Source organism: Streptomyces sp. NPDC048142, assembly GCF_043202835.1.
Taxonomy (GTDB): Bacteria; Actinomycetota; Actinomycetes; order Streptomycetales; family Streptomycetaceae; genus Streptomyces.
In genome coordinates, this window is record NZ_JBIDBC010000001.1 from 222,105 (window position 1) to 240,960 (window position 18,856).

General features: G+C 67.1%; 19 protein-coding genes. 12 read left to right on the top strand and 7 right to left on the bottom strand.

Annotated features, from left to right (window positions below; genetic code table 11):
• Positions 1-177: 177 nt before the first annotated feature.
• The 7 genes from ACGF2Y_RS01150 to ACGF2Y_RS01180 all read left to right on the top strand — a co-directional run bounded on the left by ACGF2Y_RS01150 (position 178) and on the right by ACGF2Y_RS01180 (position 3,480).
• The gene (locus ACGF2Y_RS01150) at positions 178-543 is read left to right on the top strand and encodes a hypothetical protein (protein WP_392941992.1); all 366 of its coding nucleotides are present in this window, start codon (positions 178-180) and stop codon (positions 541-543) included.
• Positions 544-638: 95 nt separating this feature from the next.
• Positions 639-935: a hypothetical protein gene (locus tag ACGF2Y_RS01155; RefSeq protein WP_392941994.1), complete on the top strand. Its 297-nt coding sequence runs from the start codon at positions 639-641 to the stop codon at positions 933-935.
• A gap of 300 nt (positions 936-1,235) precedes the next feature.
• Complete coding sequence (locus ACGF2Y_RS01160) at positions 1,236-1,445, top strand: hypothetical protein (protein ID WP_392941997.1); 210 nt, start codon at positions 1,236-1,238, stop codon at positions 1,443-1,445.
• Positions 1,446-1,868: 423 nt separating this feature from the next.
• Positions 1,869-2,564, top strand: coding sequence for a hypothetical protein (locus ACGF2Y_RS01165; RefSeq protein WP_392942000.1), 696 nt, complete (start codon positions 1,869-1,871; stop codon positions 2,562-2,564).
• A 270-nt stretch (positions 2,565-2,834) separates the two neighbouring features.
• The gene (locus ACGF2Y_RS01170) at positions 2,835-2,996 is read left to right on the top strand and encodes a hypothetical protein (RefSeq protein ID WP_392942003.1); all 162 of its coding nucleotides are present in this window, start codon (positions 2,835-2,837) and stop codon (positions 2,994-2,996) included.
• A gap of 74 nt (positions 2,997-3,070) precedes the next feature.
• Entirely contained in the window at positions 3,071-3,205 is a 135-nt protein-coding gene (locus ACGF2Y_RS01175; RefSeq protein WP_392942005.1) for a hypothetical protein, read from the top strand.
• Complete coding sequence (locus ACGF2Y_RS01180) at positions 3,202-3,480, top strand: hypothetical protein (protein WP_392942007.1); 279 nt, start codon at positions 3,202-3,204, stop codon at positions 3,478-3,480. The genes ACGF2Y_RS01175 and ACGF2Y_RS01180 overlap by 4 nt, the downstream gene beginning before the upstream one ends.
• A 391-nt stretch (positions 3,481-3,871) precedes the next feature.
• On the opposite strand, the gene ACGF2Y_RS01185 is transcribed toward ACGF2Y_RS01180, so the two are convergent.
• The 6 genes from ACGF2Y_RS01185 to ACGF2Y_RS01210 all read right to left on the bottom strand — a co-directional run bounded on the left by ACGF2Y_RS01185 (position 3,872) and on the right by ACGF2Y_RS01210 (position 11,227).
• Entirely contained in the window at positions 3,872-6,121 is a 2,250-nt protein-coding gene (locus tag ACGF2Y_RS01185; protein ID WP_392942009.1) for a hypothetical protein, read from the bottom strand.
• A gap of 53 nt (positions 6,122-6,174) precedes the next feature.
• On the bottom strand, positions 6,175-8,193 hold the full coding sequence (locus tag ACGF2Y_RS01190; RefSeq protein ID WP_392942012.1) for a hypothetical protein: 2,019 nt from the start codon (positions 8,191-8,193) through the stop codon (positions 6,175-6,177).
• Positions 8,194-8,288: 95 nt separating this feature from the next.
• Positions 8,289-9,047, bottom strand: coding sequence for an N-6 DNA methylase (locus tag ACGF2Y_RS01195; protein ID WP_392942014.1), 759 nt, complete (start codon positions 9,045-9,047; stop codon positions 8,289-8,291).
• Entirely contained in the window at positions 9,044-9,415 is a 372-nt protein-coding gene (locus ACGF2Y_RS01200; RefSeq protein ID WP_392942017.1) for a hypothetical protein, read from the bottom strand. The genes ACGF2Y_RS01195 and ACGF2Y_RS01200 overlap by 4 nt, the downstream gene beginning before the upstream one ends.
• Positions 9,415-10,713: a hypothetical protein gene (locus ACGF2Y_RS01205; protein WP_392942019.1), complete on the bottom strand. Its 1,299-nt coding sequence runs from the start codon at positions 10,711-10,713 to the stop codon at positions 9,415-9,417. Before ACGF2Y_RS01205 ends, ACGF2Y_RS01200 begins: the two co-directional genes overlap by 1 nt.
• A 58-nt stretch (positions 10,714-10,771) precedes the next feature.
• Entirely contained in the window at positions 10,772-11,227 is a 456-nt protein-coding gene (locus ACGF2Y_RS01210; RefSeq protein WP_392942022.1) for a hypothetical protein, read from the bottom strand.
• Positions 11,228-13,444: 2,217 nt separating this feature from the next.
• Between ACGF2Y_RS01210 and ACGF2Y_RS01215 the strand changes: the two genes are divergently transcribed.
• Both ACGF2Y_RS01215 and ACGF2Y_RS01220 read left to right on the top strand, forming a co-directional pair.
• Positions 13,445-13,687 carry a hypothetical protein gene (locus ACGF2Y_RS01215; protein ID WP_392942024.1) on the top strand — a complete coding sequence of 81 codons (243 nt, stop codon included), beginning with the start codon at positions 13,445-13,447 and terminating at the stop codon, positions 13,685-13,687.
• 110 nt (positions 13,688-13,797) lie between these two features.
• On the top strand, positions 13,798-14,292 hold the full coding sequence (locus ACGF2Y_RS01220; RefSeq protein WP_392942027.1) for an SLOG family protein: 495 nt from the start codon (positions 13,798-13,800) through the stop codon (positions 14,290-14,292).
• 87 nt (positions 14,293-14,379) lie between these two features.
• On the opposite strand, the gene ACGF2Y_RS01225 is transcribed toward ACGF2Y_RS01220, so the two are convergent.
• On the bottom strand, positions 14,380-14,715 hold the full coding sequence (locus ACGF2Y_RS01225; RefSeq protein ID WP_392942030.1) for an Lsr2 family protein: 336 nt from the start codon (positions 14,713-14,715) through the stop codon (positions 14,380-14,382).
• A 207-nt stretch (positions 14,716-14,922) separates the two neighbouring features.
• Here ACGF2Y_RS01225 and ACGF2Y_RS01230 point away from each other — a divergent pair, with 207 nt between their 5' ends.
• The 3 genes from ACGF2Y_RS01230 to ACGF2Y_RS01240 all read left to right on the top strand — a co-directional run bounded on the left by ACGF2Y_RS01230 (position 14,923) and on the right by ACGF2Y_RS01240 (position 18,174).
• Positions 14,923-16,776 (top strand): DHH family phosphoesterase, encoded by a 1,854-nt coding sequence (locus tag ACGF2Y_RS01230; protein ID WP_392942033.1) that lies wholly within the window; start codon positions 14,923-14,925, stop codon positions 16,774-16,776.
• A gap of 20 nt (positions 16,777-16,796) precedes the next feature.
• A complete protein-coding gene (locus tag ACGF2Y_RS01235; protein WP_392942036.1) occupies positions 16,797-17,600 on the top strand; it encodes a CPBP family intramembrane glutamic endopeptidase in 804 nt (267 codons plus the stop codon).
• 181 nt (positions 17,601-17,781) lie between these two features.
• Positions 17,782-18,174 (top strand): hypothetical protein, encoded by a 393-nt coding sequence (locus ACGF2Y_RS01240; protein ID WP_392942038.1) that lies wholly within the window; start codon positions 17,782-17,784, stop codon positions 18,172-18,174.
• Positions 18,175-18,856 lie beyond the last annotated feature (682 nt).

Here is an 18,856-nt window from a genome sequence, read left to right on the forward strand (position 1 = left end):
GGCAATTCCCGAGTTATCCGGCGGCCATTTGGTGCTGCTCAACATCATTCCGGACGGTATCTAGGCTCTTGCCTCATATGCAAAAAATGCGGCGAGAAAGTGCGAACTGATTTAGGAGAGCTGCCTGTGAGCAGATACGGAAGCAGGCGTACCGCGCGTGAAGCGATCATCGCGACATTGGAAAGGGAGGGACGCAACCCGAACTCCTACAATGTCGCCGGGATCATGCAGGACGCCTTCCGCGACCTCGGCCCCGGATACGGGTACATAGCCGAAAGCGAGGAGAAGTGGCACCAGGCCGTGGAAGCACACCGGCGCCCGTTCGGAGTGGGCGACCTGGTGCGCGTCGTCGTCACGACGAAAAGTGAGACAGCCGAGCATCACTACGGCAGGATCACCCAGTTCCGGAAGGCCAACGGTGGCTTCTACCGAGGGCGACCGGTCAAGCCGCACTCCGCCTACGTCGAACTGGGCCACCATCACAAAAGCGGGTGGCTGGGCCCCTCACCCAGGTCACCCTGGCTCTCGACGATTTCGAGATAGTCCGAGAGTGGGGAGAAATTCACCGGGACGCCCCGAACGGAGACTGGTTCACATGCCTGCGCTGCGGGGCGGGTTCCTGCAAGAGCGCTGAAGTCATGATCGTCCACAAGGTCAGCGGCCAGCGGGTACGGCTGTGCGCGGCGTGCTTCAACGACGACGAAGTAGCTGCCCTCGGACACCAGGTCATGCTCCACGGGCGCATCGGTCAGCAGACCGTCGCCGAGCTGACCGAGAACCCCGAGCTGATCACCGGGTTGGCCGGCGACTCCTCCTACGCGAAGTCCGACGGCGAGACCTACCGGGAGTGGGCCGATTGCTTCCCGTGGCTGGTTCCGGCCGCGGCCGCGGAGCTGTACGCCCAGTGGCGTGAGCAGCAGGGGGTGACGAGGTGACCCGTCACCGCTGGCCTGTGTTGAGCCTTCGCATTGTCAAGCAGCGCGAGCCGCAGGGACCGGACGACGATCGCGACAGGGCGTCAGACCTTGTCGAGGAGGACCAAGCAGGCATCAAGGCGGGCAGGGTCGTCATGGTCGAGGTCCAACTTCTGCAGAAAGACAGCGCGAAAGCGATCCCCAAGTTGGTCGACTCGCTGGTCAATCGGATCGGTCCACCCCTCCGCCATCGGCACCTACCTCCACCCCGAGCACATCTGTGACCCGGGCCTGCGGCGTCTGGCCGTCGATATGTGGGCCGTGAACTTCGTGACCGCCGGAGACCTCATCCGCTGGCGGGGTCGTGAGTACCTGGTCGAGGAGTTGGAAGACATCGACCGGGAACACGGTCCGGTCGGCTATTACACCGGCTTCGCGTTCTGCCGTCGCACCGACAGTCCGCCGGGAGGCCGATGCCATCTTCGTCGGCTGCCCGTGGACGAGTTGGTGGTCACCGTCCGCGCGAACTGAGTATCAGCATCCGAGACCGGTCAGTCGGTCAGTAGGGAGGCGAAGGCATGAGCTACGAGCTGGTGGCCCCTGTGACCTGTGGGGACCTGGTCGAGACGAACGATTACTGAACACGATGCCGGCCGGCGCCTACACGTCGCATCACGCCGTGCACTGAACCGATCCACACGAGGCTCGCCGGTACTTCCTCTGGCAGATCGCGGCGTCGCTCGGCGTGGTCGTCGACAAGGAGGGCTCGAAGGGGTCGTGCCGGCCAGCTGCGAGTTCGCTCCGAAACGCCCGCGAGATGCACCCCCCATCTGTTCCTGATGAAAGGCGGACTCCGTGCCCCAGAATTCCACACCTGCTGCGGGTGACACGAACCCCATGACGAACCTGACGCGAGAAGAGCGCACAAAGCGTCTCGCTGATCTCCGAGCTCGAATGGCTGCCCGCAAGGTGGTCCTCTTCGGCGGCCCGCTGATGAGCCTGCCACTGAACCGCCGAATCGCGTTCGCGATCTCGGACCCGGGCGCGATTACCCCGCGCGGTGATGACTACCGGGAGCCGGTGCACGTGTGGCAGGCCCGAGCGATCGAGTTCGTACTGCCGAACGTAGCCGAACTGGAGGCGCTGGCCGAGAAGGCCACCCAGTTCTGCGCAGAGCGCGCAGGGTACGTCAGCAACCTGCGGTCGTTCGTCGAGGGCGGCGAGCACGATTATTACCGGTGGACGGGTCACGCGGAGGCGCGGCGTCAACTGGCGCAGTCGCTGGGTCTGCCGGTGGCGTGGCCCGCCGAGGACCAGACCGCCCCCGCCGTGGGCGACGACTCCTATGAGGAGCCCGTTCCCCGTTACCTGTCGGTCCCGTACGCGGACAACGGCCCCCCGGCCTCCAGCCCGGCACTGCTCGCTATGGTCGCGGCCGGATGGAACTCCTTGTATCCGGTGGGCGCTCCAGTTGTCGCGTACCCCGGGTGCCGCCCTGAGGACGACCCGCAGGGCGAGCGGCTCGTCACCCGGACCCGGAGCAAGGCCGAAGTCCTCGGTGGGCACACCGCTGTCGTGTGGGTCGACGGCCACGGCGCGGCCATCAATCTCACGCACGTCGACCCGTGCTCGGCCGAGGCGACGTCGTGACTGCCGCCGGCATGGAGCGCTTGGACGTCCCGTTCGACGAGCTGGTCGCCCGCGCTGACGCATACACCGTCGCGCATGCCACCAAGCGCCCGGGCTGAGGCCACGGCGGAGAACCGGCACCTGTTCTGCGTCGCCGACCCGGTGGACACCGCCTTCGCGTCCCAGGGTCCTGGTCGAGAGGGGCACGGCGTGGCCCGCTGGAAGGTCAAGAACAGCGAACGCAATGCAGGGAAGCGCCCTGCACGCCGCCTCACCCATAAGGAGCCCCCGATGTCCGCTGAGATCCAGTACGAGATCGACGAGCAGCGCGCCGCCGAGCGCCGCCGGGCCTACGTGAACCGAGACCTGCCGCTCCTCTCCGACTACGACGACGGGGTCGACCTCGGGTGGGACGACCTGCCCACCCCGCCCCCCCCGGGAGGTCCCCAATAACCGACCAGAGGCCGTACACGCTGCGTTGGGACGACGCGGACGGGCCGCACGCGGTCGACGGCACGTCCGTCGACATGAACCTGTGGGCGCCCCGCCTCCACCGACTGGGTGTGACCGAGGACGCCTGGGACATCGCCGTCTTCGACAGCACTGGGGCTGACGTGACCTGGGAGTTCTTCGAACACCTCGACACGGGAGTCACCCGATGACCCCGCACCCGCTTCTCGCCGTCATCCCGCCCAACCGGTTGGACTGCCTGCTCGACATCACCCCGGTCGGGGCCGCCCTGATCACTGTCACCGAGATCCCGGAACCCGAGTGGGGGACCCGGGGGGTGACCGCTTGGCGGCCGGACGGTGACACCGCCCTGGTCGTAATGGAGACAACCCTCCTCGACCCGGACGACGTCCCGCACACGGTGAACGAGTTCACCGAGGCACTCCGGCAGGTACTCAATCTTGACGCCCACGAAGGCACACGATGACCAGCTTCCCGATAACTCCGGCCCAGGCCGAGCGTGCGGACACGTTCGCAGTGATTGCCTCCACCGAGGTCAACATGCTGTCGCCGACGGAACGGAAGACGCTACACCAGCGGGTTGCGGACATGTACGCGATGGTTGACGAACGCGACCGGTTGAGGGTCCGGGTCGCCGAGCTGGAGAAGCAGCATGAGGCCGTCTTCGCTCTGCACCGGAAGCACGACGACTCGGACCACTGCGTCGCCGACGACGAGATGTGGCCGTGCGACACCCGTACCACGCTCGGAGACGACAACACTGCCGAGAAGTCCCGCGTCGAGCAGTGGGAAGTCGGGGCGACTGCGTACACGGAACGACTGACGACAACCGGGGCCGCGGCAGGAGCGATCCGCTTTCACTCCGCGGCGCCCGCCGCCTCAGCTGTCTCCTGCTCGGCGAGCGTTACGAGCACCGTCGCGCCGGCGTCGATGGCGGCGGCCAGGTCGAGCCGGTGCACCCCGCGGCGCGTATCAACCCAAGTGCACAGCGCATGCCACTTCTCGGCCGCGGCGTCGGTGAGGTTCGCGACGACCGCCCCCACGGCTTCGTCAGCTGCCGACGTGATCGGCTTCTCGACTTCGTTGACGTTGTAGGTGCGCGTCACACGCCGGTCGCCCCGGCCCGGGCCCTCGTCAAGACGTGCCGAGGTGGCTCCGGGACGGTGACGGATGACCACGTGGCCGATGTAGGCGGCCGAGAGCACCGCGGCCGCCCCTGCGTCCAAACCGTCAGCGTTCAGCGCCTCCAGCAAGGTCAGCTCGTCAACGGTGGGGATGGCGGCCCGCTCGGCTGCCGCTATCTCCTCAGCTGCCCGCAGCGCGGCGGCCTGCTTGTTGGCGGCCTGGTCCGCATCCGCTGCGGCCTGAGCCTTCTCCTGCTCGCCGGTCCAGGTTTCCCCAGCGGACAGCCACCGATAGCGGGAGCTCTTCACGGCCGCGTGCCGGGTGTCCTTCTCCGGTTCCGAAACGGCGCTTACGCGCAGTGCGGTGGACCACAGACGCAACGCGCGTGCTCCCTTGTCGGTGAGACCGAACTCGCGGACGCCAGGGGCGATGGCGAACACCTTCACGAACCCGGCCGCCCACAGGCGCGGCACCAGGGTCTTCCTGATCCTCTTGGAGACGTCGGCGCGGTCGGGGCTGATGTCATAGACACTGAAGCCGTCGGAGGTCTCGCGTACCTTGCCGTCACGTATCCACCCCAGCGTCCGCCACTGGTGGCGGGACAAGTTCAGCGCCTGAGCAGCATCGATGTCCTCCGGGGCCATCACGTCGGCGTCCTCCCGAGCGTGCGCGTCCAAGTGGGCGCGGGCGGCGTCGGCCGCATCCTGCTCGATGTCGTAGACGTAGGCGGCGGCGATGTCTGCCACTGCGTCACCCAACTTGCTCAGCCCCATAGGGACGGGGCCATGCCGGTCGCACTCGGCCACCCACCTGGATCCGACCAGGTCCAGAGCGACCGCCCGCGCGCGGGCGGCGCTGCTGTACGCCTTTCCGACGGCGGGCGGGCCGACGGGCGATGAAGGGCCAACAGCGGTCACCGCGCGGGCAGCATCCTTGAAGCCTTTCGGCTCCGGCTCCTTGGCGGGCTGCCCTACGCCGGAGGTGCCGTCGGTCGCCGCCGACCTACCTGGTCCGGTTCCCTCGGGCTCAGCGACGGCGCAGGCGTGCGGCCACTCGGGAAACTTCTCGCGGCGCTCCGAGGTGTCGGCGTGGGTGCGGACGATGTCCCGGACGCTGGCTGCGTACGGCGCGTCATTGATCACCGAACAGACGCCGATGCGCGTGTCGTTCGGCGCGATGACCAGCCAGGGCCAGGCCTCGCCTCCTTCCTTCGACACCTCGTAGACAGCTCCCCGGACCACCGCGTTCCAGAGGCCCGAGCCGACTCGCGTCACCGTGACCCGCCGCAGGCCCGTTCCCGTGACGATCTCCTGGGGGCCGTGCTCAGACATGACGAGACCTTCATCGCGGCGGTCATCCTCCACTGCCTGCCGCTCCTCGGCCTCCTGCTGGATCCGCGCCCATGCGGCCGCGCGGTCCTGCTCGGCCTGCGCATCCTCCTTCGCCTGTTCCGCCGCAAGCCGCTCCCGTGTGGCCTGCATTTCCTTGGCCCACTGCTCGATCTGTCGCATCTGCGCGGCGCGACGGCGCTTCCCCTCCTCCCCGTACGGCAGCGGAACAAGGCGCCGGGCCCGGTCCCGCGCCGACTGCTTGCTGGTCCGACCGGTGTGGTGTGCACGCACCCGCGCCCAGTAGGCGGCCCGATGGTCCACGTGCAGCAGATCGGGTGCGGCGGAGCACCAACGGTGCGCGGTGACGCCGTCCGGGGTGATCGTGACCGGGCCACGTCGACCGGCGCGGATGTAGCCACCGGATGCCAGGAGCTCGACCACGTTGGCCCGAACGCGGCGACCCTGGCCCTCACGGCGGCGGACGATCCCGGACGTGTCCGCGTGCAGGTCACCCGAGTACGTGGCAGCCAGCACGTCGGCCAACCCTGTGCACCAGCCCATACGCGGCAGTTCGGTTCGGGCGTTGCTCACATCGAGCCACCGGTCCGCGCCGTTGTTCTCCACCTCTGCGGCGGCGGGTGCGGCGAGCATGGTGACAGCTTTGCGGGCTGTGAGGTTGGCCCCCGCCGAACCTGACGTGGCCACTACCGGAGCCCGCCCTCATGCCGGTTCTCCACTGCTGTCGCAGCGTCCGTGAACGCGCAGCCGTACAGGTTCAACGTTTCCTCACGGCCGGCCTCGGCGCGGACGGCGGCATCCTCCAGGCGCGCGCACTCGGCCACATAGTCAGCCAGCACACCCGCATCGCGGTAGGTCTGCGCTGACTCGGTGTAGTGGGCGGCGTCCCGCTTCGCACGAGCCACGGCGTCGTACGCCTCCTCGCACGAGCGGACGGCCGACCACACGTCCCCAGCCAGCGCGTCCCCTTCCCGGACCCGGCCTGCGCACTCCTGCGCTCGTTCCACGTCACCCGAGGCCAGGACCACCGCATCGTGCACACGGACGCGGGCCGCCGTCAGCCGTTCCACTGCTGTCGCCCATGCTTCTGCCGTCTTGCCGGACTTCTCCAGGTCCGCACGTGCCTCATCGAGCCCGGCCTGCCCGGAACGAGACGCATCCGTGCGGGCGTTCTCCCGCTCGACGGCGTAGTGGATGTCCCAGTGCAGAGCGCGTTCGAGGTCCTGGACGCCCTTGTACGCGGCCACCGCGTTCTCCAGCGTGGCCCACTCCGCGTGGGCGTATTCGGCCACGCGGGTCGGCTCCCCGAAGCTGCTGTGCGGGTACCTCGCCCAGCTGGCCAGGTGCTTGCGCTCGTTGCCCGTCCCGAACCCCTGGGGGTTCTTCCGTACGGCGGCCGCCGCCTGCCGCAGCCTCTCAGCGCCGCTTCCCTCGATCCGGTCGACCACGGCGAGCGTGAACGCCACGGCGGCGGCATCGGCCCGGTCACCGGCGATCAGTGCTGCGGAGGTGTACCGCGCCGGGTAATACACCGACTGGCTGCGACGCTTGGACTTCGCCCAGGCGTCCTTCTGCGCCACGAATGACAGCGACGGATCGCCGTGGCCATCGTGCCTGACGCCGTCGTAGTCGGTATAGCCGTCGAACCAGGCACACCAGTCTCGCGAGGGGACCTCGAACATCCCGATGAGTCCGCCGTACCCCGCCGCCGACGCCTCGCCGCCCGACTCGGCCAGCCGCCCGCGCCAACGGACCTCCTGGACGTTCAGCCGCTCCTGCGCCTCCTCGATGATGAGAGCGGCAAGCGCCTCCCGCTCCGCGCGCGCCGCGGCGTCGGCGATCGCCTCCCCGGCTTCCTTGACGTGCTGCCCGGCCAACACGACCGCACGCCGCCACGACGCGCACCCGCGCGCGTCATCGCCGTTGGTCTCGGCCAGCCACGCCCGTGCCGCCTTCACGGCGTCGGTGGCCGCCCGCTCCGCCGTCTTGGCTTCCGCGTAGGCGGCGGAGGCGAGGTCTACCGCCCGCGCGCCCGTGGGCGTGGAACCGTCGAGGGCGTTGAACGCGTCCCGCGCGTCGCACAGGGCGGTACTCACCTTGGCCACGGCGTCGTCCATCTGCCGGAGCCATTCCGCGGCGTCCCGGCCCCACACCGTACGACCCGTGGCTTCGTGCTCACGCGAGACGACGCGTGCGGCCTTGATGGCCTCGCGTACCGCCTTGAACCCGCCGGTCGAGGCAGACACCACGAACTTGCCCGTCGCCTCGTTCCACGCGCAGACGTGCCCTGTCTCCTCCACTCCGGCGCGCACCATCACGAGCCCGGAGATCACCAGGACACGCACCCACAGGCGGCCCGTCCAGCGGCGCTCCGCGTGCACGTTCCAGCCCAGCTGGTCTGCTTCGCGCACGAGAACACCCGCGTTGCGGGGCATGCCCGTCACCGCGGCCGCCGCCGCTTCGGCACCGACGGCGGCGTCGCATCCGCCACAGCGTCCTGCGCGTACTTCGTTGCGCTGGCACGCCGGGCACGACTCGGCTGCCATCTTCTGATCCGCGGGGGCGAGAGCCTCGCTGTGTCCGGAGTCGGCAGCTTCGTGCCGTACGTAGGGGTCAACCGCCTGCTCGCCGACGCTCGTGGAGCCGAGGCCGGTGGCCGGGGCGGCGTGCTGGCGGGCGGCGTCGGTGCGCGGGTCGGTGCTCATGGGCGGCCCTAGTGGAGGAGGACCGGCAGGCGGCTGCGCGGCCGGGGCGTCGTCGCTCTCGATGCCAGAGGGATTGGTTCGTTCTTGCATGATCGTCATCGCTGCACATCCAGAGCAGCAGCGGGCTTTTCGGTGGTCTCCTGAGGTGACACGCTGATCAGCCGCCGTGATCCATTGACCGCCCGGGCCACCCTGAGCTTCTGGCTCCAGTTGCCCAGGACATGAGCGGGAGTGGGCCACGCGTCGAACGTCTCCAGCGTGAGGATGTCGCGACGACGCACCACCGTGGGGATGTGCAGCAGCGTCAGATGGACGTAGATCATGTGCATGGCCTGCGGCGCTATGTCCTCCGCCGTCACGTGCAGCTGCGTCTGCGGATTCAGGCCGTGGTCCAGCATCGCCTGCGACAGGGCGACGATGAATGCGCCCGCGCCGCAGGTGGGCTCGTACAGATCCGCGAATCCGCGAGTGCTCACCTGCTCGACTATCGAGCCGATCTGCATCTCGGCCATCAGCTGGGCGATGTCGTAGGGCGTGTAGTACTGGCCGAGCCGCTCGTTGCCGAGCTCCAACTCCATGTAGAGGCGGCCAAGCACGTCACAGGGATCGCGTTCCATCTCTGTGGTCACCAGCGCCAGGGCGTGCACGAAGCGGTCCAGCTCTGTTCTGCTGTAGCCGCCGGCGATCTGGAGGTACTGCCCTTCGCGGGCTTCCCAGGACTCGCTCCCGCGGACGTCCACGGCGTTGCGTAGAGCCAGCGCCGCCATCTCGACGAAGTTGTCGAAGACTTCGCTCATCCGTTTCGCGCCGGTGCTCGCCGCCAGCAACTTCACAATCTCGCGGTAGCCGCTCATACCCCCGGCTCGATGCTGCTCTTCGAGTCGACCGTGAGGACCGCGGCGGAGCCCGGAAGCTCTTCATCCAACCCGAGCAGCTTCCGCCGGGCCTGCTCTCGAATCAGAACCGGCGGAGACGCAGCGTCCCCGTGCTCGCGCAGCAGGGCGTAGCAGCGCTCGAACGACTGGTGGATTGCCTCGTTCGAGATCAACGCACCCGTTGCATCGGGGTAGAGCATTCCGCCCAGGCGCAGCGGCTCGGACTGGCAGTACTCGCTCTTGATCCCCTCGTGGAGAAGACCGAGCACGATCTCGTCCGACAGTTCGATCCGGCTGCTGATCTCGGCAGCTTCAGCCTTCGAGGTCGCGTCCAGTGCTTCACACATCAGGCCACCTCCTTACTGCGCTTGCCCGCGGGCTTCGCGGCGAGGGCCTGCTGCTCGACGTGGCGAGCCGCGATGTACAGGCCCTCGCGGTTCAGATGCCGCGAATAGCTCGAGTCGAGGTAGAGCACGGGCACGTCGCCTGCGGCCTTCAGCAGCGCCGGGTGCAGCAGGTGCTTGATCGGACCCGAGCCGCCGCCGTAGACGTAAACGACTTCAGTCGTCGCGCCGGCCTGCGAGAGAACATCGCCGAAGGAGGAGGCGATCTCGTCGACCAGGTAGCCAGCTTCGTCCTCGACGAAGCCGGCGGCACGCTGATGACGGTTCTTGACCAGCACGGACGGCTCCGCGTGGAGGAAGTCCGCCAGCTGCTTGCGCGAGGAGAACTGCAGCGTGGCGTCGGACTCGCTCATGCGCTCCATGGCGTTCATGAGCGCGGTGCCGTAGCCCTCGTCGAGCGTGGCGGCCGCCTCGGGGTTGAATCGCCCGTCGGTGAAGACCGGGAAGTTCACGGTGCCTTCGCCGACGTCGACGCCGATGGTGTGCTGGACCGCCACCAGATCAGAAGCAGAGACGCCCTCGACGATGGACGCGTCACGGGTGCGCAGATCGTCCAGCAGCGCCTGGGCGAGCGGCTCCCCCTTGTCGGTGATGGCGAACTGTGCGGAGGCGCCCTCGGCCATCACCTGGACGTCGACAAACTGCAGGCGCACCGAGACCGGGGTGCTGAAGTTCTTGAGCGTCACCAGGTGTACCGCGGGGTCGGAGCTGCCCAGCAGGCCGATGAACTCGGCGGCGTAGGCGTGGCGGCGCGCGACGAACTCGGAGATCGGCAGCGCCAGGCCGGCGCGCACCTGCACGCGCAGCTCGTGATCGGGCAGCGCGCCGTTCTCGCGGACGTAGTCGCGCAGGGCCTTCGCGGCGAAGACACCCAGGACCAGGACCTTGCTCAGCTCCTGATCGGCTTTGGAGTGCTTGCCCAGCACCTCGAACTCGGTGAACTTCGAGCCGCGCACGCTCAGCGCCGCCCGGCCGAAGATCCGGCGGTCCGACGCCGCCACCAGGGGAGTGGTGAGCGAGCAGTCGATCTGGTTGTAGAAGTCGCCGGCCATCACGGAGGCCGCATCCGCGTCGGGGAGCGGCACCTTCGGCGAGGTACGGGAAGTCGAGACGACCGCGCTGGGCAGATCGATCTCGTCGAAGGTCTCCTGCTTCGTGTTCTGGATGACGCCCTTGACATAGCCGTTGCCGACGTCGATGCCGCCGGTGAGAGTGATGATGTCGGTGGTGTTTGTGCTCATGAATTCGGTCCCTCGGTGTCTGTGTTGTCTGCCTGGAAAGTGAGAGTCACCGCGTCACTCAGCGCCGAGTGCTCGCCATGATTTCGTCGATGGATGCCTGCTTCGGCTGCTCGGGCGCCGGGCTGGGGGCGGGATCCTCAGCCGTCTCAAGTGGTGCGGGAACCGGCTCGGGCTGGGCTTCCGGTACTGGTGCTGCGGTCTCGACGACGGTGTTGGCCTGGTCGGTGACCACGGGCTGCGGCTGAACCGGCCAGGCGGCCGGACGGCGCTCGGCTGTCGCTTCGTCGTCCTCGCGCTGCTCGGCGATCTCCAGCGGTGGCCGGCCGCGACGCGGCAGCTGATCGACGGGCTTGTAGAAGACGTCGATGTACCCGTCACGCTGAATGGACTCCCGAATGAGCAGTCGAATCGACTGAGAGATGTCCGCCTGCTCATTGAGCCACTCGATCACCGAGGTATCGGCAGCAGGCACGGTCCAGCGAACCTTGCGAGGTTCACCCGGCTGATTCGCCATTGCGCTCACCTCGCCCTGCCACTCGCTCTTGCACTTCATTCGGTCGGTCGTCGGATGCCTCTCGCTCTGTCACATGGGCTCACCGCCCTTCGCGTTTCCTCTCGAATGCGAATCAACATGAGTCCACCCTAGTGTTCCTATCGAGTCCTATGCAAGTCCCATTCGGTACGCGAGTCGGTGCCAATGATGTCCCTATCGAGTGCTGGCAGGGACACCTACGAGACACCGCAGCGCCCCCGCCTGGGGCGACCGCGTGCAAGCCGCCGGCACCATGCGCTCCTGAGCCCCACCTGCGACGCGGCAAGTGCTCACCCGGGACACCTGCGCGACACCTGGGGTCACGGCGCCGTCCCGGGGAAGCCGCATGGGGGTACGCATAAGGACCCGTCGGTGTCCCAACTGTGCCTCCTGAGAGACGCTGCCCGGCACCCCTACATGAATGTGTCCTCCGAGGGCGCTGTGTGCGACACCAGAGCGGCACTGTTGGAGCGCGCGCGAGACACCGTGAGGACGCGCGCGGGATTCTGAGAGACACAAGGGCGGCAATCGGTGTCTTGTGCGTGTCCCAGTCGCGTCCCTATGTGCCCCGATGAGTCACCTCGGAGACGTGAGGGAGACGCTGTTTCATTGCTGTTTCATGGGGCCGAAAAGCCTGTCTTTGCCCCCTGCCGAAGCCCGTCGGGCACAGCAGCGCAGCCACGGAACGCCGGTGGAGCGAGATCAGCACAGCCGCCGGCGAGCCGTCGGCGCGGTGCTGGTACAGCGCTGGTGCGACGGTCGGTACAGGGGCGTCGTCGGGCTGTCATAGTCGCGCAGAGCAGAGCAGAGGGAGAGGGAGCGAAGGGGGGAGTAGGTCCCCGCACCCACGAGCGTGCGAGGAACGACTTGCTTCCGCAGCAAAGGCCCGTGGGGTAGAGGAAGAGTAGAGACATTTGCCGCGGAAGCAGCCCCTGGAGGGAGACGACAGCGGCCCGATGACGCTTGAGCTGCTCGCTGTGCCCGATGGGCAGCTGGTCGCAGCAGTCGGGCCTCTCTTCTTTTGATGCGTCCACGAAGGACCACCCCGGGCTCGCCGCGCAAGCGCGAAACGGAACACAGCCCGGGGCCAGAACGTGCGTCGACAAGGTAGTGCCGAACGCCCGCCTCGGACGCGGTGCGTGAGGTCCTGGCACGCTGCCGCGGCAGCACCGGAGCAACGGACCGGGCACGGTCGAGTCACGTTGGTGCACCCAGCGCCCTGCTCGCCCGGGTTCCAGGCGGCCAGCCAGCACAACGCGATGGGGCGAGGCCGGCTGCGCCGCCGCGGCGAGCGGTGGAGCAGAGCGTTATCCACAGCCTGAGCGACGGTGTCGCGAGAGGACGGATCCGCTACGCGGCGAAGACTGTGCCGCCTGCGGCAGCAGGGCGATCAACCGGGGCTGCGCCCCGTCAGGAGCAGATCCGTACCCCCCGCCTCGCTTGTGCCTCACGAGGACGGATCAGTGTGGGGGTACGGCCTTATCACGGACGTCGAAACAGAGGTACATCCAAAAGGTGCGATGACCAGGCGAAACAGCCAGACCCGTACCCCCGCTGCGCGGAAAGGGGGGAGGGGTACGGGTCATGAGGGTACGGACCGTTTCCCCTGATGTTCCAGGCTTCCGCTAACGCTCCAGCCGTGGAACGGCGAGGACGACGACAAGGAAGCAAAAGGGCATAAGGGAACCTGATAACACGTGTCCTGCGGACCCTCGCTCCGCTCGGCCTCTCTGCTGTGCTCCGAGGACGTGTTAGTCGGCATAGCCGACGGGTTCCACCGTTCGCTTCGCTCACCGGTCCGTCGGTCGCTGGCGCTCCCTCCGGCTATGCCCAGCGCTGCGCTTGAGAAAGGAAGCCCCGCCACTGCCCCGCTCCAGTTGTCCACAGATGTGGACGGCGGCAAAGGGTGCAGCAGTGGTGGATCACCTGGCGCTGCGCGCCCGGCTCAGGCGAGAAGTGACGACCCGTGCGACGGCTCGCTATGCGATCCATCCGGGAACCCACGCCAGCCAGATCCTCTGAGTCGTCAGCCAGCACAGCTGGCACGGGAGCTGGGTCGAACATCGAGATCACACGGACCCCACCGGGGTCCGCACTCGATGGTCGCCACCCGCACCCGAGTCCACGAGGAAGCACCACCATGACGCAGTCCAGCCCGAACCCTCGCCCTACGCCACCGAAGCCCGCTGTGAGCCGAAGTTGTGGCAGTCGAACAGCGAAGCTGTAGCCGAGGTGATGCGCTCCGGCGATGCCGAGGACATCGGCGACGTCGACTTCACCGACGAAGACAGCACGGTCGTCACAGTGCACGTCTCCCACAGCGATGACGGGATGTACACCGTCCACCTCATGCCGATGTGTAACGACGATCAGATCCGCGTCGAGCTCCACCGGGGGAAGGACCTGGCCATCATTGAGCCCAGTACCAGCCGACCGATATGAGCCAGCGACACGCAGACCCCACGCCTGCCCGGACATCATGGCCACAGCTCTCGACTCCAGCTGTGGAGACCACCGAGTCACACGGAGAGGAGACTCGAATGATTGCTGAAATGATTCCAGAATCGTTCTCGCACGTCGTCCTCGTCACCGGTTCCCGCAGCTGGAACGACGAGAAGAGCATGCGTGAGACGTTCAACGATGCCTGGCGCGACTGGGGTCCCAAGAACGTCACCCGGCCGGTGCTCCTCTCGGGGCACTGCCCCAAGGGTGCCGACGCCATAGCCGAGCTGCTGTGGCGGGACGCAGGCTGCGAGATCATCACCTTCCCCGCCGACTGGTCGACCCCTGGGAGAACAGCCGGCTTCCAGCGCAACCAGGAGATGGTGGACGCCGCCCAAGTCTTTCGCGAGGCCGGGGCTCAGGTGCTGTGCACGGCCTTCCTCGACCTCTGCCGGAAGCCCGGATGCCCGCAGCGAGACCAGGAGCAGCTCATGCCGCATACGCCGGGGCACTTCTCGCACGGCGCCATCCACTGCAGGTCTCGCGCGCGAGCCGCGGGGATCAAGACGACCAACGTGATCCATCCGTCGCCGCCGCCGTTCTGAGACGCACGAAGGGCCCTGCAGCACACCGCAGGGCCCTTCAAGGACGGATGAGAGGAGTCGGCCGGGAGGCGAACACCAGGCTCAGCGCTACTTGCTCCGATCGATGCCGTGCGCCTCGTCATAGGCCTTCATGACCGTCTTCGGGATGCGCCCGCGATCTGCGAAGTCGTAGCCCTCCTTCTTGGCCCACTCGCGGATCTTGTCACGCTCATCGGGAGTCGTCTCGGGTACGACTCGCTTCTTGGGCGCCGCCTTCCCGGCTTTCCGGCTGACCTTCAGATACGACTTCAGCGCATCCTCAAGGCCCTTCTGCTCCTCAGGGGTGAGGTCGACTTCGTACCAGGTGTCACCCAGGCCGAAGGTCACGGTAGCCGCATCCGGCTTACCACTGAGATCTGACTCGACAATGCTTCGAATGGCCATACCAGCGACAGTAGCTGATACGCAAGGACCTTGGAAAGTCTGTCGCGACTATTCGAGATAAGCGTCCCATTTGGAACCCGAATGGGACTCGAAACGCTGCTAATCGAGCAGGAATGGTGAATCGCACTGCTAAAATCACAGCAACGTCAGGGGTTTCGCATGCCCCGTTCTCCACCGACCAGCAACCCAGATCGAGAGGTTCCCACCATGTCCATGCTCCAGACCCTCGACGACCCTTCACTCACCGACGAGGACGCCGACCTCTTCGAGCTGCTGTGCCAGCGCAGGGGGTGGTCGGATCAGTACCTGAAGGAGATCGAGTCCACAGAGCACGACGAGCTCCTGGACCTGGCCGAGATGGTCGAGGCCCTTCATGACGCCCGGACCACGGGCAAGAAGATCACCATCGCCCCCGACTTCGACATGGACGGTATCTCCTCCGGTGTCCTCGGCTACGCCGGCCTGTCCGAGCTCGGCTTCGACGTTGAGCTGCACCTGCCCGACTACCGCCGCGGCCACGAGCTCGCGCCCGAGGACATCGCCGAGATCCAGGCGAAGTGGCCTGACACCCGGGTCCTGCTCACCTGCGACGGGGGAGTGAACTCCCACCGCGGCATCGCCGCCGCGCGTGCCCTGGGCTGGACGACGCTGGTGACCGATCACCACGAGGAGCTGGCGCCGGGCTCGACCGCGGACATCACCGTCGACCCGTGCCGGATCAACGAGACCTACGCCCACACCGGGATCTGCGGTGCCCACGTGCTCTACCAGGTGATCCAGGCATACACCCGCGTACACCGGCCCGAGAAGCTCTGGGAGATCCACCTGCTGCGTCTGTTCGCCGGCCTCGGCACCGTCTCCGACGTCATGCCCGTGCTGTACGAGAACCGCCAGCTGGTGCGCGATGCGATCTCGATTGCCCGTCTGCTGCGCGTCGCCGCGCCGAAGACGATCCCCAATCCCTGGGGTGGGTTCGACGCTGACCCCGATGCCATCGACGTCGAGCAGTCGATCCTGATGCAGCTGCTGCGCACCGAGCCGCACCACCCGGCCTTCCTACGGGCCTTCGAGGGCTTCGCGATCACGCTCAAGGCCTTCGCCCAGGTCGGCAAGATCCGAGACGTCGACGACCTCGACGAGGGCTTCTTCGGCTTCTACCTCGCCCCGGCGATGAACAGCCCACGCCGCACGGGGGCCTCGCTTGAGCCGTGCTTCGCGGTGTTCACCGCCGACGGTGCCGACGTCAAGCTCAAGGCCGCCCACCAGGTGATCGAGGGCAACGAGCTGCGCAAGCAGCTGGTCATCGAGCACATGGAAGAACTCACTGCCCGGGACCAGCCTCTGGCCCCGTGGGTGTACTTCTCGGACGCCTACCCGGGCATGTGCGGGCTGCTGGCCAACCGGATGATGGAGATCAACGGTCACCCGGTCGTCGTTCTCAACCGCCCCGCCAGTCCCGACGATGTCGTCAGCGGCTCCGGTCGCGCGCCGGGGTGGTTCGACATCATCACCAGCCTGGAACCGCACGACGGTCTCAGCGCCATCGGGCACCAGCAGGCCTGCGGCGTCCGCATCGCGAAGGCCGAGAAGCTCGGTGACCTCGTCGCCGTGCTGCAGGAGGCCACTCAGGTAGCCCGGCTCGCCGTCAGTACCGATGGCCCGAACGGTGATCTCGTACTCGGTCCGGACGCCGACTGCGACGCCGGCCTCGAGGACCTGCAGCCGTTGTTCGAGCTGGTGCGCCGGACCGAGGGGCTCAAGCCCTTCGGGCACGGCTTCACCGCGCCGGTCGTCGAGATCGCGATCGAGCCCCTGGGACTGCGCGTGGACCGGATCGGATCCGAATCGCAGCACCTGCGCCTGGTCACCCGGTCCGGCCTGTCCTGCCTGTGGTGGAACGTTGCCGAGGAGAAGTTCGACGTGATCCAGAGCTTCGTGCGGCGCGCAAGCCGCACCGAACTCGGCACGCTGCGCTTCACGGCGACGCTGCAGCTGAACACCTTCCGCGGTGACACCCGCGTCCAGGCCGTCATCAACGAGCAGATCACCACGGCTGCTTGAGACCGGTAGAGGAGGAGACCTTGACGACTTCACCGATCACTTCGCGTCTTCTCAACATCGGGTGGTGCGTCCTCGTGCCGTTCGTCGCCGTCGCGGTCTACCTCGGCCTCGGCACCTTCGCAGTCCTACTCATCGGAGAGCCGATCGTCGCGACCACCGTCCTGGGCATGTTCGTCCTCGTCCTGGTCGGTTCGATGAGGATCCAGCGGCCCCGGTGGCTCGCGCATGCGCCGGCCCCGCGGCCGAGGCCGGAGATCCCAGGCTTCGGTTGGACCGTCGTCGGCTGTGCGGTCCTGGCCTTCCTCGCCGGGCAGTCGCTGGCCTTGTGGATCTACTTCGCGGCCGGGTCCGTCGGCTTCGACGCCTCGAACCAAACCAGGCACGCGGCCGGGGCTGTGGCAACTCTTCTACTCACCCTGGTCGCGGCCCCTGCCGGGGAGGAGTTCCTGTTCCGAGGGCTGATCTACCCGTTGCTGCGCAAGCGGGTGAGCATCCTCGTCTCCACGCTGGTCACCGCGGTGGTGTTCGGCCTGGTGCACGGCAGCGCCGTGCAGTTCGCCTCGACTCTGCCATTGGCGGTGCTCCTGGCCCTGGTCTACGAACGCACGCGCGTGCTGTGGCCCTGCGTGCTCCTGCACCTGGGCTTCAACCTCGCTGCCGCTCTTGTCCCAGCACAGGCGCTCGGCGCTCTGGCGAACCCCGTCTCCGCGGTGTTCCTATTCCTGGCCTTCGCTGGTTGTGCCTTGGGGCTCTACCGGCGGGTCGCCGGCGGGACTGCGCCGGGCGCAGTCCAGGGCGCGGGAGGCGAGTCCGCGATGCAGTGAGCGAGGTCCTCAGCCTCTTCTGAAGAACGATGGTGCCCTCTGTGCGGGACCTGGCGGCCTTTCAGCCGGCGGTCCCTCGTACGGCGGGCATGCTCGTGGTGACCGGGGTGATCCGGCCACCGGGGGTGTGACTGAAAGTAACTATTCAGTCATACTCATCGGGAGAGGAGAGGATCTCATCGTGGCTATGGTCAGCACCTGCACGTACGACTCACGAGGAAAGCTCGTCCGCCCCGACGCCCTCGACATCAGCCGTGCGAAGATCCGTCTGGACCTCGACACCGGTGAGAAGCCCACCTTCGATCGCGGTCACACGCACGTCTTCGTCGTCTCCGACATGGGCATCACGGCCGAACAGGCCCGTGAGCGTGTGAACGCGAGGCTGCGCCGGTTCTTCGATCGCGCTGAGGCTGTTCGCGGCTTCCGCAAGATCACGATGGAGAAGAGCCAGAGCAAGAACCGGCTCAACCTCAACACCACGATTTCCTACGAGATCCTCTACGTCGTCGAAGCAGACGAGCGATCCCGTAGCCGCAGTCCCGAGTCCCCCAATGCGGGACGCCGGCGAGGCTGAAGCACGGCTACTCCTGGGTGGTTCGCGCCAACCACGCCTCGCACTCAGCAGCACATGCAAAGAGGCCGGAGAGCTCCCTTCCCACGGGGATGCCCTCCGGCCTCTCTGTTTCACGTTCCAGTGCAACATCGATCACCTGCCGTGAACGATAGCAGTTGTCGTGGATCGCACGCAATGAGAACCGAATGTCAGTCCAATGCCATCTCGCTTCCAGTGGGGTCTCATGGACGAACGACTCGGACAGAGTTCTGACTCGCGCACGGAGGACGCGCCGCCTGGGAGCCGCACGCGGCTCAGCGCAAAAGTCCGCCTCGACCTGGTCGCCGGGGGCGCATCGAGCTGCCATGTGTACCAGGAGACGTGGTACGCACCTGAAAACCGCGTCTGACCTGGGCAAACACCTGCGCCGCGAGGCCCTTTCCCGCAACGGGTGTACCACGTGGAAGCGTCGGCGTGGTACGGCGTTTTCTCTGGTCAACCAGCGTTTCCCGTCGATGTACCACGAGTACCACGTCTTTTTGAGCGTTTACATAGGGGACGCATTCCGGAGTGGTCTAGGCAGCTCCATCTCCAGCTCGCCAGTCTGCCCTCTTATGCGCGTGTATCTAGTCTCCACTTCTTGGTACAAGTGGTACGGGGGGTATATAGACCCGGTCTGACCTGGGCAAACGCCTGTACCACG